The sequence below is a fragment of the Microcella sp. genome (genome assembly GCF_025808395.1).
In the GTDB taxonomy this organism is placed as follows: Bacteria; Actinomycetota; Actinomycetes; order Actinomycetales; family Microbacteriaceae; genus Microcella.
In genome coordinates, this window is record NZ_CP075524.1 from 544964 (window position 1) to 558332 (window position 13369).

General features: G+C 67.8%; 11 protein-coding genes. 5 read left to right on the plus strand and 6 right to left on the minus strand.

The genetic code is table 11. The annotated features are described in order from the left end of the window. The 3 genes from sucB to KIT89_RS02710 form a co-directional block, all read right to left on the minus strand. Positions 1-1443, minus strand: coding sequence for a 2-oxoglutarate dehydrogenase, E2 component, dihydrolipoamide succinyltransferase (sucB, locus tag KIT89_RS02700; protein ID WP_297602974.1), 1443 nt, complete (start codon positions 1441-1443; stop codon positions 1-3). Between the two features lie 58 nt (positions 1444-1501). After that, on the minus strand, positions 1502-2875 hold the full coding sequence (gene lpdA, locus KIT89_RS02705; RefSeq protein WP_297602976.1) for a dihydrolipoyl dehydrogenase: 1374 nt from the start codon (positions 2873-2875) through the stop codon (positions 1502-1504). A 108-nt stretch (positions 2876-2983) separates the two neighbouring features. Next, entirely contained in the window at positions 2984-4489 is a 1506-nt protein-coding gene (locus tag KIT89_RS02710) for a leucyl aminopeptidase (RefSeq protein WP_297602978.1), read from the minus strand. 83 nt (positions 4490-4572) lie between these two features. Between KIT89_RS02710 and KIT89_RS02715 the strand changes: the two genes are divergently transcribed. From KIT89_RS02715 to KIT89_RS02730, 4 genes are all read left to right on the plus strand, one after another. After that, positions 4573-5493, plus strand: coding sequence for a proteasome assembly chaperone family protein (locus KIT89_RS02715; protein ID WP_297602980.1), 921 nt, complete (start codon positions 4573-4575; stop codon positions 5491-5493). A gap of 168 nt (positions 5494-5661) precedes the next feature. Further along, complete coding sequence (locus KIT89_RS02720; RefSeq protein WP_297602982.1) at positions 5662-7125, plus strand: RNA polymerase sigma factor; 1464 nt, start codon at positions 5662-5664, stop codon at positions 7123-7125. Between the two features lie 9 nt (positions 7126-7134). Then, positions 7135-8403, plus strand: coding sequence for a MurT ligase domain-containing protein (locus tag KIT89_RS02725; protein WP_297602984.1), 1269 nt, complete (start codon positions 7135-7137; stop codon positions 8401-8403). Further along, positions 8400-9155 (plus strand): cobyric acid synthase, encoded by a 756-nt coding sequence (locus KIT89_RS02730; RefSeq protein WP_297602986.1) that lies wholly within the window; start codon positions 8400-8402, stop codon positions 9153-9155. Before KIT89_RS02725 ends, KIT89_RS02730 begins: the two co-directional genes overlap by 4 nt. A 14-nt stretch (positions 9156-9169) precedes the next feature. Here the strand turns inward: KIT89_RS02730 and KIT89_RS02735 are convergent, their stop codons facing one another. From KIT89_RS02735 to KIT89_RS02745, 3 genes are read right to left on the minus strand one after another with little or no spacing between them, the layout of a single operon-like run. Beyond that, positions 9170-10240, minus strand: coding sequence for an alanine racemase (locus KIT89_RS02735; RefSeq protein ID WP_297602988.1), 1071 nt, complete (start codon positions 10238-10240; stop codon positions 9170-9172). Further along, positions 10237-10884, minus strand: a complete 648-nt coding sequence (locus tag KIT89_RS02740) for an alanine racemase (RefSeq protein WP_297602989.1) — start codon at positions 10882-10884, stop codon at positions 10237-10239. The genes KIT89_RS02735 and KIT89_RS02740 overlap by 4 nt, the downstream gene beginning before the upstream one ends. Beyond that, positions 10868-11092 carry a hypothetical protein gene (locus KIT89_RS02745; RefSeq protein WP_297602991.1) on the minus strand — a complete coding sequence of 75 codons (225 nt, stop codon included), beginning with the start codon at positions 11090-11092 and terminating at the stop codon, positions 10868-10870. Before KIT89_RS02745 ends, KIT89_RS02740 begins: the two co-directional genes overlap by 17 nt. Before the next feature lie 183 nt (positions 11093-11275). Between KIT89_RS02745 and KIT89_RS02750 the strand changes: the two genes are divergently transcribed. Next, the gene (locus KIT89_RS02750) at positions 11276-13357 is read left to right on the plus strand and encodes a DNA topoisomerase IV subunit B (RefSeq protein ID WP_297602993.1); all 2082 of its coding nucleotides are present in this window, start codon (positions 11276-11278) and stop codon (positions 13355-13357) included. The last annotated feature ends 12 nt before the right edge of the window (positions 13358-13369 follow it).

Below are 13369 nucleotides of genomic sequence, written 5' to 3' on the forward strand. Positions count from 1 at the left end.
TCAGATGCCCAGGTCGGCGTCGAAGTCGGCGTCTTCGAGTCGGGCCTTGATCGCGCTCAAGAACCGCGCGGCGTCAGCGCCGTCGACGATGCGGTGATCGTACGACAGGGCGAAGTAGACCATCGACCGCACTGCGATGACGTCTGAGCCGTCGACGCTGATGACCGAAGGCTTCTTCGTGACGATGCCGGTGCCGAGAATGGCCACTTGAGGCAAGAACACCACCGGGGTGTCGAACAGTGCGCCGCGAGAACCGGTGTTCGTCAACGTGAACGTTCCGCCGGCGAGCTCGTCGGGCTTCAGCTGGTTGTCGCGAGTGCGAGCTGCGAGGTCGGCGATCTCGGTGGCGAGACCGGCGATGCTCAGGTCTGATGCGTTGCGAATCACGGGCGTCAGCAGGCCACGCTCGGTGTCGACCGCGATCGCGAGGTTCTCGGTCTCGGGGTAGACGATCGAGTCGTCCTCGACGGTCGAGTTGATGATCGGGAAGGCGCGCAGCGCCTCAGTCGCCGCCTTCGCGAAGAAGGGCATGAACGAGAGCTTCGTGCCGGTCGCCTTCTCGAAGTCGGCCTTGACGGCGGTGCGCAGGGCCGCGACCTTGGTGACGTCGATCTCGACGACTGTCGTGAGCTGCGCCGTCGACTGCATCGAGATGACTGCGCGCTCGGCGATGACCTTGCGCAGTCGCGACATGGCCACGGTGGTGCCCCGCAGCGGTGACGTCTCGAGCTCGCGCGGCGCCGAGGCGGCCGCGCTCGACCCCGAGCCGGTCGCCGCGGCCAGCACGTCGTGCTTGCGAATGCGGCCGCCGACACCAGTGCCAGTCACGGTGGCGAGATCGACACCCTTCTCCTGTGCCAGCTTGCGCACGAGCGGCGTGATGTAGCCAGCGGCACTCGCGGTGTCAGCCGTCGGCGCCGCGGCAGGCGGAGCCGGTGACGGGGCTGGCGCGGGAGCCGGCGCCTCGGCAGCGGGTGCCGCGGGAGCCGACGGTGCCGGAGCAGACGGGGCGGGAGCCGACGGTGCGGGAGCCGACGCAGCGGGAGCCGACGGTGTGGGTGCTGAGGCGGCCGGAGCCGAGGCCGCAGGAGCAGGCTCGGGTGCTGTCGGCGCCGGTGCTGGCTCCGGCTCTGCCGCGGGGGCCGGTGCCTCTGCCGCAGTCTCGGCGGGCGCCGATGCGGGGGCGGGCGCTGCGGCGGCCGAGTCGCCGGTGCCGATGCGCACGAGGGGGGTGCCCACCTCGACCGTCTCGTCTTCAGCCACGAGGATCTCTTCGACCACTCCCGCGACGGGCGAGGGAATCTCGGTGTCGACCTTGTCGGTCGAAACTTCGAGCAAGGGCTCGTCAACCTCGACTCGGTCTCCCACGTTCTTCAGCCATCGGGTTACCGTGCCCTCGGTCACGCTCTCACCGAGCGCCGGGAGGTTGACGGATTCGCTCATTATTTCGTGCTCCTTTGAAGCATGTCGGTGGTGTCTAGCCTACGGTGCGCCCGCGCGCTCACATCGCGTGCAAGGGCTTGCCCGCGAGTGCGAGAAACGCCTCGCCGAGGGCTTCGTTCTGGGTCGGGTGGGCGTGCAGCAGTGGCGCGACGTCTTCGGGGTGGGCATCCCAGTTCACGGCAAGCTGCGCTTCGCCGATCAGTTCGCCCACGCGAGCACCGATCATGTGCACGCCGACCACGGGGCCATCGACGACGCGCACGACCTTGATCGAGCCGGCCGTCTCGAGAATGTGGCTCTTGCCGTTGCCCGCGAGGTTGTAGTCGTACGAGGTGATCGCGGCGTCGCCGTACTGCTCTTTCGCCTTGGCCTCGGTCAGGCCGACCGAGGCGACCTCGGGCTCGCTGTAGGTGACCTTCGGAATGTTGACGTCGGCGATGACGACCGGGTTGAGCCCCGCGATCTCTTCGGCGACGAAGATTCCCTGCTGAAAGCCGCGGTGCGCGAGCTGCAGGCCCGGAACGATGTCGCCGACGGCGTACAGGCCCGGGATGCTCGTCTCGAGCCGCTCGTTGGTGAGCACGAATCCGCGATCCATGGCCACGCCGACCTCTTCGAAGCCGAGCCCTGCGGTGGCGGGGCCCCGACCCACGGCGACGAGCAGAATGTCTGCCTCGATCGTGGCGCCGTTCTCGAGGGTCACGACGACGCCCTGGTCATTCTGCGTGACGCTCTGGAAGCGCACGCCGAGGGTGAACTCGATGCCGCGCTTGCGGTAGGCGCGCTCGAACTGCTTCGAGATCGACTCTTCTTCGAGCGGCACGAGGTGGGGGAGTGCTTCGATGATGTGCACGTCTGCACCCCACGAGCGCCAGACGCTCGAGAACTCGACGCCGATGACGCCGCCGCCGAGCACGGCGACCTTCTTCGGCACGAAGTCGAGCTGCAGTGCGCCCTCGGAGGTCATGACGCGACCGCCGATCTCGAGCCCCGGAAGGGTGCGCGAGTACGAGCCCGTCGCGAGCACGACGTTCTTGCCGGTGATCGTGCTGTCTCCCACCTGCACGGTCGTCGGCGAGGTGAGGCGGCCTTCGCCCTCGATCGTCGTGATGCCTCGAGCCTTGATGAGCCCTTGCAGGCCCTTGTACTTGCTGGCGATGATGCCTTCGCGGTACTGGATGACGGCGGGAACATCGACGCCCTCGAGCGTGGCCTTGACTCCGAACTGGGCGGCGTCGCGGGCCGCATCGGCCACCTCTGCCGCGTGCAGCAGCGCCTTGGTCGGAATGCAGCCGACGTGCAGGCAGGTTCCGCCGACCTTCGACTTCTCGATGAGTCCGACGCTCATGCCGAGCTGGCTGGCGCGCAGCGCTGCGGCATACCCACCGCTTCCGGCACCGAGAATGACGAGGTCAAAAGAGTGATCAGACACCGGGTGAGGCTCCTTCATGCGTCAAGGGCTGTCGCGCAGGGGCCAAACTCGTGGTGGCGGGTCGACCCGACGAACGGCACGTTTGTTTCGTGCCCGCAGTCGAGCCTACTACTTGGTCGCGAAGCGCTCAGCGACTCGGATGAGCGTTCGCGTGATGACCCCTGACGAACCTTTGGGCGTGTAGCCGAACGGGGCTGTCGCGTTGTTGGCAGGCCCGGCGATGTCGAGGTGCGCCCACGGGATGCGCGGCGCATCATCGCCGTCACCCCGACGCCCCACGAACTCACGCAGAAAGACTGCCGCCAGCAGCATGCCCGCCGCAGTGTTGCCCGGCTTGGCGTTTGCGATGTCGGCGACATCGGTCTTCAGCAGCGCGCGAAGCTCGGCAGGCAGGGGCATGGGCCACACGAGCTCACCGCTCTCGCCAGCGGCGGCACGCACCTCGGCGACGAGCTCGTCGTCGCCCATGAGGCCGGCGTAGCGCTCGCCGAGCGCCACGCGCGCCGCGCCGGTGAGGGTTGCGACATCGATGATGGCGTCAGGCTGCTCTTCGCTCGCGGCGGCGAGGCCGTCGGCCAGCACCAGTCGGCCTTCGGCGTCGGTGTTGAGCACTTCGACGGTCGTGCCGCTACGCGTCGAGATGACGTCGTTGGGGCGCAGGGCAGAACCCGAGGGCATGTTCTCGGCGAGGCACAGCCAGCCCGTCACGCGCGCGTCGACGCCCAGGCGTGCGGCCGCGATCGTGGCGGCGAGCACCGTCGCGGCACCCGTCATGTCGTACTTCATGCCGACCATCGCCGCTGCGGGCTTGAGCGAGAGCCCGCCCGAGTCGAAGGTGATGCCCTTGCCGACCAGGGCGAGGTGCGGGGCGGTCTCGCTCGGCCGATAGCGCAGCGCCATCAAGCGGGGCGGGCGGGCCGACCCTTGACCGACGCCGAGAATGCCCCCGAAGCCGCCGGCCTCGAGCTCGTCGGTGCCCCACACCTCGACGTCGAGGGGCAGGCCTTCGGCCGCGCGAACGGCGCGCTCGACGAAGGTCTCGGGGTAGAGCTGATTCGGGGGAGTCGTGACCAGGTCGCGCACGAGGCACACGGCCTCTGCTGTGATGGCGGCCACCTCGGCGGCTGCCGCGGCGTCGTCGACCTGGGTGCAGAGCTCGATGGTGGCGATGCCGGCTGGCGGGTCGCTGACAGCGTCGCCCTCGCGCGCCGGCCCGAAGCGGTATGCCCCCAGGGCAGCACCCTCGAGCACGGCCTGTACTTCAGTCGCTGAGGTCGTCGGCAGTGCGATTGCGACCCGTGAGGCACCGCCCGCGGCGCGCGCGGCCGTGCCGGCGACCGAGCGCAGACCTTCGGGGTTGAGGGGCGCGCGCCCCACTCCGACCAGCAGGATGCTGCGGGCAGCGACACCCTCGGGCGAGGGGATGCGCGCCGTCTCGTCTGTCGCGCCCGTCAACCCCAGTGCGCTCAACTGCTCGGTGATCGCGGCGAGCGGCCCCGCATCCGCCCCCACGATCACAGCACCGACCTCACCCGGTGCGATGCCGACTATGAGAGCGTCGACGTCGAGATTCCAGGGCGATTCGAGAGTGGCGGCAAGAGAGGCAACGGGCATGGCGGCCATGCTATCTGCGCGTGTTCGCTCTGAGCGCGCGCCAGCTCGCAGGTCGCGCGCGATGGCGGTTCTACCATGGAGTCATGCGGAATCCCACAGAGCTCTACACCGTGGTGCTCACGGAGGCCGACGTTCCGGCGGGGCTGCCGCTCGTGATCGGCCTGACCGGTTTCGTCGATTCTGGGGGCGCCGTCGGGCAGGTCTCGCAGTACCTCATCGATGAGCTCGAGCATCGTGATGTCGTGGTCTTCGACAACGACGAGCTGCTCGACTACCGGGCGCGGCGGCCGATTCTGGTCTTCGACGAGACCCGCATCACCGAGTTTCGCCGCCCCGCGCTGACCGTGCGCCTCGCACATGACGAGATCGGTGCGCCCTTTCTGCTGCTCACCGGGTACGAGCCCGATTTTCAGTGGGAGCGCTTCGTCGCTGCCCTGCTCGAGATCATCGAGCGGTATGCCGTGGCGTCGACCACGTGGGTGCACGCCATTCCGATGCCTGTGCCGCACACGCGCGGCATCGGCGTGACCGTGAGCGGCAACCGCGACGAGCTCATCGAGTCACTGTCGGTGTGGCGCCCTCGAACGCAAGTGCCCGGCAACGTGCTGCACCTGCTCGAGCACCGGCTGACGCAAGCGGGCCACCCGACCGCGGGGTTCGTGCTGCTCGTGCCGCACTACCTCGCCGACACCGAGTTTCCGTCGGCCGCAGTGACCGCCCTCGAGAGCATCACGGCCGCGACCGGCATGCTCTTCCCGACCGATCGGCTGCGCGCCGAGGGCCGCGAGTTTCTCGCGCGCATCGAAGACCAGGTCGAAGGCAACACCGAGCTGGCTCGCCTCGTCGGCACGCTCGAAGAGCGGCACGACAGCTACATGGAGGACAACCCGCTGCGGTCTCCGCTGACCGACGAAGACGGCGAGCTTCCGAGTGCCGACGCGATTGCCGCCGAGCTCGAGAAGTTCTTGGCCCATCGCCAGTCGTCAGATGACGAGCCGCGCTGACCCCGTGGTCGGCGCGCACAGCAGTTCGTGCAATAATTGTCCCTCACGACCCAGTCGGTCGCACGGTAGATTCGGCCCGCTTCTCGCAGCAGAAGCACACTGCATCACACACCTCGCGACTTGACATGGGTCGTTGTACTGCCCGCAGAACGCGAGATTGAGGGGCCCATGGCTACCCGAGCGACCAGCACCACGACCACGACTGCGAAGAAGACTGCCTCGGCCGCGGCCGCCACGGCCGAGAAGCCGGCATCGAAGACCGCAGCGTCGAAGACTGCAGCTGCGAAGACCGCAGCCCCGAAGACTGCTGCTGCGAAGACCGCAGCGCCGAAGAACACGGCATCGAAGACCCCAGCGACGAAAGCCCCAGCGGCGAAGGCTCCCGCGGCGAAGAAGACGGCTGCGAAGGCTCCCGCGGCCACGAGCGCGCCGACGAAGCAGTCGCGCGCCAAGAAGCCCACAGCGGCAGCTGCAGCCGGTGCAGCCGACGACAGCGACGAGGTCGAGATCGTCATCGATGCCGATGCAGACGAGGCCGTCGAGCCCGCAGACACCGCGGCCGACGACACCGCCGAGAGCCCCGCCGCTGATGCGACTGACGATGATGACGACTCTGACGACGACTCGGGCTCAGCTGGTCCGTTGCCGACCGGCGCCATCGTCATCTCGAACACTGACGATGACGAAGTGCCGGTCTATTCGACGACGATCACCGGTGCGACCGCTGACCCGGTCAAGGACTACCTAAAGCAGATCGGCAAGGTTCCGCTGCTGAACGCCGCCGAAGAGGTCGAGCTGGCGATGCGCATCGAGGCAGGGCTCTTCGCCGAGGAGAAGCTCTCGACGATGAGCGAGAAAGAGAAGCGCACCGCCATGGGCCGCGACCTCGCCTGGGTCGCGCGTGACGGCCAGCGCGCCAAGAACCACCTGCTCGGCGCGAACCTGCGTCTCGTCGTGTCGCTCGCCAAGCGCTACACCGGTCGCGGCATGCAGTTTCTCGACCTCATCCAAGAAGGAAACCTCGGTCTGATCAGGGCCGTCGAGAAGTTCGACTACACCAAGGGCTTCAAGTTCTCGACCTACGCCACCTGGTGGATCCGTCAGGCGATCACGCGCGCCATGGCAGACCAGGCCCGCACGATCCGTATTCCCGTGCACATGGTCGAGGTCATCAACAAGCTCGCCCGAGTGCAGCGGCAGATGCTGCAAGACCTCGGCCGCGAGCCCACGCCCGAAGAGCTGTCGCGCGAACTCGACATGACTCCCGAGAAGGTCATCGAGGTTCAGAAGTACGGCCGCGAGCCCATCTCGCTGCACACACCCCTCGGTGAAGACGGCGACAGCGAGTTCGGTGACCTCATCGAAGACACCGAGGCTGTCGTGCCGGCCGACGCAGTCGGCTTCACGATGCTGCAGAAGCAGCTCGAGAGCCTGCTCGACTCGCTGTCTGAGCGCGAAGCAGGCGTGATCCGCATGCGGTTCGGCCTCGGCGACGGCATGCCCAAAACCCTCGATCAGATCGGCGACACCTTCGGTGTCACGCGCGAGCGGATACGGCAGATCGAGTCGAAGACGATGGCCAAGCTGCGCCACCCCTCGCGGTCGCAGGCCCTGCGCGACTACCTCGAGTAGGCACGCATCGTGCGCATCCGTCTCGCGGTGATCGTCGGCCGCGTCGTGCGTGCACTCGCGCGGCTGCGCGGAGGCGGCTCGGCGATACCGGGCAACATCGCGTTGCGCATCGCGCCGGGATTTCTCGAGCACGCTCTCGGATCGATGGCGCTCGGAGTGGTGTTCGTCACCGGTTCGAACGGCAAGTCGACGACCACCAACATGCTCGTGGCCGTGCTGCGTGCACACGGTATGCGGGTGTTCACGAACCCCAGCGGGGCGAACCTTCCGCAGGGAATCGCATCAGCGCTGCTGGCGACCGTGCCGCTCGACGGCAGGGTGCGCGACGATCTGGCAGTGCTCGAAGTCGACGAGGCGTACGGCGTCGGTCTCGCCGAGCGGCTGGCGCCGACCGACGTGCTGCTGCTCAACCTGCAGATCGATCAGCTCAACCGCTTTCACGAACCCGACCGCGTCTACCGCATGCTCGAGCAGATCGCCGCCCGTGCGCGTCGACGACTGATCGTCAATGCGGCCGACCCGAACACGGCCGACCTCGGCCGCGGTGCTCGCGCAGACCAGCAGGTCGTCGTGTTCGACGTCGCACCCGCCGCGCTCGCGGCGAGCCCGCACGGTGTCGCACCGGCTCCGAGGCTGACGAGCGGCGCAGGTGAGACTCTGCCCGACGCCGAGGTCGTGGTCGAGAGCACCGCGGGCAGTGCGGCTGTGCTCACCGTCGACGGTGAGCGGGCATCCGTCGCCTTGCCGTCACGCGGGCTGCACTATGCGGTGGATGCTGCCGGCGCGATCGCGACCGCGCGCAGTCTGCTGGGCGATCGGTTCTCGATCGAGACGGCGAGCACAGCGCTCGGCTCACTGGAGACCGTCTACGGACGCGGCGAGGTGCTCGACGCGAAGGGCCAGGCCATCGAGCTCGTCATGATGAAGAACCCGCCGAGCCTGCAGCTCAACCTCGATTCACTCGGGCGCGTGCCCCAGTGCGTCATGATCGCCGTCGACGAGGGCACGCCCGACCCCTCGTGGATCTACGACACCGATCTCTCGATGCTCGACCATGTCGACGTTGTCACCGGAACGAAGGCCCACCAGTGGGCGACGAGGCTTGCGTACGCCGGCATTCCTGTCGGCACGGTCATCGAAGACTTCCGCACGGCGGTCGACGCCTTCCTCTCCCTCGACACCCCGGACGACGGCCCGAAGGTGGGCATCGTCAACTACGAGCTCATGATGGAGCTGCGCCTCATGATGGGGTATCTCGATCTGGAGGGCGGCTCGTGACCGCTCTGCGCATACTGCACCTCTACCCGCACGAGCTCGGCATCAACGGTGACGCAGGCAACGTGCTCGCACTGCGACGCAGGCTCGAGTGGAGAGGCATCGAGGCCGAGGTGCTGCTCTGCGGCACCGGCGACCCCCTGCCTGTCGACGTCGACCTCGTGCACATCGGCAGCGGCCCCGCATCAGCGCGAGACGCGGTGCTGCCCGACGCGCTGCGTCACCGAGATGCACTCGCCGCCTGGGCAGACGATGGGGTGCCGATGATCGGCATCGGTGCCGGCTTCCATCTGCTGAGCCGATCGATCGAGACTCGTGACGGCTCCCGACGCGCAGCCCTCGACGTGCTGCCGGTCGTCATTCGCGATCGAGAGCGGCGAGCAGTGGGCGAAGTGCTCGCCGAGCCGAGCGGCGGGCATCGCATGGCCGGCTACCTGAATCACGGCGCGAGCGTGATGCGCGACGACGGCGTGCCGCTCGCCACGCTCGATCATCGATCGCGGTCAAGCGCCATCCACGACGACGCCGACCGGTACGAAGGCGTGCGCATCGGATCTCGCATCGGCACGCACCTGCACGGCCCGATCCTGCCGATGAACCCGTTCATCGCCGACGAGCTGCTCGCCGGCGCACTCGCGCGCAGGGGCGAGACCCTGCCTGACCGCGACGAGCGGACGGTCGCGGCAGACGAGCACGCTCGACTGTCGCGCGCCGCGATCGCCCGACGGCTCGGTGCGGCCGGCGTCGAGGTCTGAAGCGCTGATCGCTCTCAGCGGCGCGCGAGACCTGAGCGGTCGTGGTGGCGAGGCACCCGCGGCGGCACGCCCGTGACGATCTCGTCGCCGATGGTGCCGCTGCTGCGGGCCCAGTCTTCGGCGCTCGGTTCGCCCGCCCCCGGTTCTCCGAAGATCGTGACCACCTGAGAATCGAGGGTGTCGGTGTCGTCAGGGGGAGCGACGATGAGCGTTCTGTCGACCTCGACGGTCTCGACCGCGTATCGAACGCCGCCGATCGACACGTCTGCGCCTGTGGCACCGAGCGGAACGCCGTCTGCCCAGCCCGCGGCGATCCAGCGGCGCCCTGCAGGGGCGGGGGAGTCGAGCAGCGTCGTTCGCAGGGTCATGACTGCACGCAGCCCGAGATCGTGGCCCGTGTGCTCATCGAAGGGCGAGATGCCGTAGGCGGCGATGCCGAATCGCACGAGGTCGTAGCGGGCGCGGGGTTCACGCCACCCGGCAGAACTCGCGGCGATGTGCCGCACGCGCGCGGTGACTCCGAGCTCGGCGGCCTCGGCCAGGGCCCGTGCGAAGGCGGTGAGCGCGGCGTCGTCGGCGTCGACCGAGGTGTCGGCGAGGTGCGACCAGATGCCCTCGATGACGATGCGGCCAGCGGCGGCGTGCGCGCGCGCGGCAGTCACGAGCGCCGCCCACTGCTCGGGAAGCGCACCGTTGCGGTGCAGACCGGTGTCGATCTTCAGATGCACCCGTGCGGGGAGACTGCCGGTGGCTGCTGCGGCGATGCGATCGAGCTCGTGCAGGCTCGACACACCGAGATCGACCCGTGCCGTGATCGCCGCAGCGAAGTCGCTCTCGGCTCCGTGCAGCCAGGCGAAGAGCGGGCATTCGACGGCCGCCGCGCGCAGCGCAAGCGCTGCAGGAATCTCGAGCACTGCGAGCGAGCGGGCGCCAGCAGCGAGGGCTGTGGCCGCGAGGTCGAGCATGCCGTGCCCGTAGGCGTCTGCCTTGACGGCGAGCATGACCTCTGCAGGAGCGGCTCGAGCCGTGAGCATCGAGACATTGTGCGCGAATGCGGCGTGGTCGATGACGGCGATGGCGCTCACTCGTCACTCCAGATGCGCGCGACGCGCGACCCCAGGCGCGCCGTCAACTGGTCGGCCGTGCGGCCCGTCGCCGTGCACCAGGCAGCCAGGCTGCCGCTGTCATTCCAGAGCACAGCCGGGTCACCGACCGCCGCAGTCGAGTGGGCAAGGTCGACGACGAGCTGGTCCATCGCGATGCGACCGGCGATCACCCCTCGTGCGTTGCCGATGCGAACGCTGGCGCGATTGGAGGCGCTGCGCGGCACTCCATCTGCATAGCCGAGAGCGATCAGCGCGAGGGTCGATTCGTGCGCCGTGACGTAGGTGTACCCGTACGACACGGGGGTGCTCGCCGGCACTCTCTTCACGGCGATCACTTCGCCCTCGAGGGTCATCAGCGGCTCGTGACCACCGTCGAACCCGTAGATCACTCTCGACGGGGCCTCGGCAGGAGGCGCGTCGCCGTCGCGTGTGAAGCGCGAAGCACCATGGGCTCGAGCGGCGGCCTCGATCGCAGCGGCCCCGTGCCCGTACGCATCAGCGCGCAGGTCGATCGCGGGCGCATCGGCTCCGCGCCAGTCGCGCTGTGCAAGCGCTTGATTAAGCGCTCGTCGAGAGAGGCGCGCGACCCGGCGCACGCCAGGGAGCTCAGGCGCCGCGCTCATCGAGCAAACGGCTCGATTCGTCGTGCCAGGCGAGTGCCGAGCCCGAGAGCTTCTCCTTGAAGCGGGCAGCGTGGTGGGCGCAGAACAGCAGCTCGCCGGTCGCGAGGGTGGCGCGAACATAGGCTTGAGCACCGCAGCTGTCGCACCGGTCCAGCGCAGTCAGGGGGGCGGTCGCAACAGTCGGGTTCTCGGTGGTGATCTGCGTCATGATGTGACCCTCGCTCTCCGTGTGCTGTGCGAACCTTCGAGGTCTCATTGCACCACACCGAAGCGACAGTGCCGTGTCAAACCGCCCCGATTTCGCTGAACGCGTATGAGCATCCGACAGTCGCGTCGCGCCCTGCGGAGTGGGAGCCGAGCGTCGTCAGCGGCCGCATCTACGATGAGCGTCGTGGCAACTTCTGATTACTCCGCTCGTCATCTCTCTGTGCTCGAAGGCCTCGAAGCGGTGCGCAAGCGCCCGGGAATGTACATCGGCTCTACCGACTCTCGCGGGCTTATGCACTGCCTGTGGGAGATCATCGACAACTCGGTCGACGAGGCTCTCGGCGGCCACGGAGACCAGATCGACCTGCGGCTGCACCCAGACGGCAGCGTCGAGGTGCGAGATCGCGCGCGAGGAATCCCCGTCGACATCGAACCGAAGACGGGCCTCAGCGGTGTCGAGGTGGTCTTCACGAAGCTGCACGCCGGCGGCAAGTTCGGTGGAGGCTCATATGCCGCATCCGGCGGGCTGCACGGAGTCGGCGCATCAGTGGTGAACGCACTCAGCGAGCGTCTCGATGTCGAGGTCGATCGCAACGGTGCGACGTGGGCGATGTCGTTCCACCGCGGCGAGCCCGGCATCTTCGACGATGGCGCAGACGGTCCTCGCCCCGACTCGCCGTTCACGCCCTTCATCTCGGGCAGTGAGCTTCGCAAGGTGGCCAAGGTGGCGAAGGGGGTCACCGGCACTCGCATCCGGTACTGGGCAGACCCGCAGATCTTCACGAAAGGCGCGAGCTTTCTCACCGACGAACTCGTCGGCCGGCTGCGTCAGACCGCGTTTCTCGTGCCAGGCATCACGCTCACGCTGCGCGATGATCGTGCCGAGACGCCCACCGAAGAGTCCTTCCGTTTCGATGGCGGCATCAGCGAGTACGCCGAATTCCTGTCACCGGATGCCCCCATCACCGACACCTGGCGCATCACGGGCTCTGGCTCGTTCACTGAGACGGTTCCGGTGCTGCAGCCGAACGGGCACATGGTGCCGACCGAGGTCGAGCGCGAGTGCGTCGTCGACATCGCTCTGCGGTGGGGCACCGGGTACGACACCACCTTCCGCTCGTATGTCAACATCATCGCCACGCCGAAAGGCGGCAGCCACCAGTTGGGATTCGAGCAGGGCCTGCTGAAGTTCTTGCGGGCCGAGGCCGAGAAGAACGCCCGCCGACTCAAGCTGGGCAGCGACAAGCTCGAGAAAGACGACGTGCTCGCCGGCGTGACCGCCGTGCTGACCGTGCGTCTGCCTGAGCCGCAATTCGAGGGTCAGACGAAAGAGATTCTCGGCACCCCGGCGGTTCGAGCGATCGTGTCGAGCGTCATCGCACGCGGACTCGCCGAGCGGTTCTCATCGAGCAAGCGCGACGACAAGACGCAGTCGGCCCTCGTGCTCGAGAAGGTCGTCTCAGAGATGAAGAGCCGCATTTCGGCTCGCGCGCACAAAGAGACCCAGCGGCGCAAGAATGCGCTCGAGAGCTCGGCGCTGCCGGCCAAGCTCGTCGACTGCCGCTCGAACGACGTCGAGAGCAGCGAGTTGTTCATCGTCGAGGGCGACAGTGCCCTCGGCACCGCGAAGCTCGGGCGAGACAGCGAGTACCAGGCGCTGCTGCCCATTCGCGGAAAGATCTTGAACGTGCAGAAGGCATCGGTGAGCGACATGCTCAGCAATGCCGAGTGCGCCTCGATCATCCAGGTGATCGGAGCAGGGTCTGGCCGCACGTTCGACCTTGCCCAGGCTCGCTACGGCAAAGTCATCATCATGGCCGACGCCGATGTCGACGGTGCGCACATTCGAACGCTGCTGCTGACGCTCTTCTTCCGCTACATGCGCCCGATGATCGACGAGGGGCGAGTGTTCGCCGCGGTGCCACCACTGCACCGCGTCGTCGTGCTCAACCCGGGCTCGAAGCCCAACGAGACGATCTACACCTACAGCGAGGCCGAGTTGAACGGTGTGCTCGCCGCCTTGAAGAAATCGGGCAAGCGATACCAAGACCCGATTCAGCGGTACAAGGGGCTCGGCGAGATGGACGCAGATCAGTTGGCCGACACCACGATGAGCCGCGCCCACCGCACGCTGCGTCGAGTTCGAGTAACCGATGCAGAGGCTGCATCGGCTGTCTTCGAGCTGCTCATGGGCAACGAGGTGGCGCCGCGCAAAGAGTTCATCATCGCCGGCCAGGGGCTCGACCGCGACCGCATCGACGTCTGAGCTCGCGCCGAG

Excerpts from the sequence above, each read along its gene's own strand:
- KIT89_RS02715 (WP_297602980.1), top strand. The coding sequence starts at position 4,573 with ATGCGGAATCCCACAGAGCTCTACACCGTGGTGCTCACGGAGGCCGAC.
- KIT89_RS02720 (WP_297602982.1), top strand. The coding sequence starts at position 5,662 with ATGGCTACCCGAGCGACCAGCACCACGACCACGACTGCGAAGAAGACT.
- KIT89_RS02745 (WP_297602991.1), bottom strand. The coding sequence starts at position 11,092 with ATGACGCAGATCACCACCGAGAACCCGACTGTTGCGACCGCCCCCCTG.
- KIT89_RS02740 (WP_297602989.1), bottom strand. The coding sequence starts at position 10,884 with ATGAGCGCGGCGCCTGAGCTCCCTGGCGTGCGCCGGGTCGCGCGCCTC.
- KIT89_RS02710 (WP_297602978.1), bottom strand. The coding sequence starts at position 4,489 with ATGCCCGTTGCCTCTCTTGCCGCCACTCTCGAATCGCCCTGGAATCTC.
- sucB (WP_297602974.1), bottom strand. The coding sequence starts at position 1,443 with ATGAGCGAATCCGTCAACCTCCCGGCGCTCGGTGAGAGCGTGACCGAG.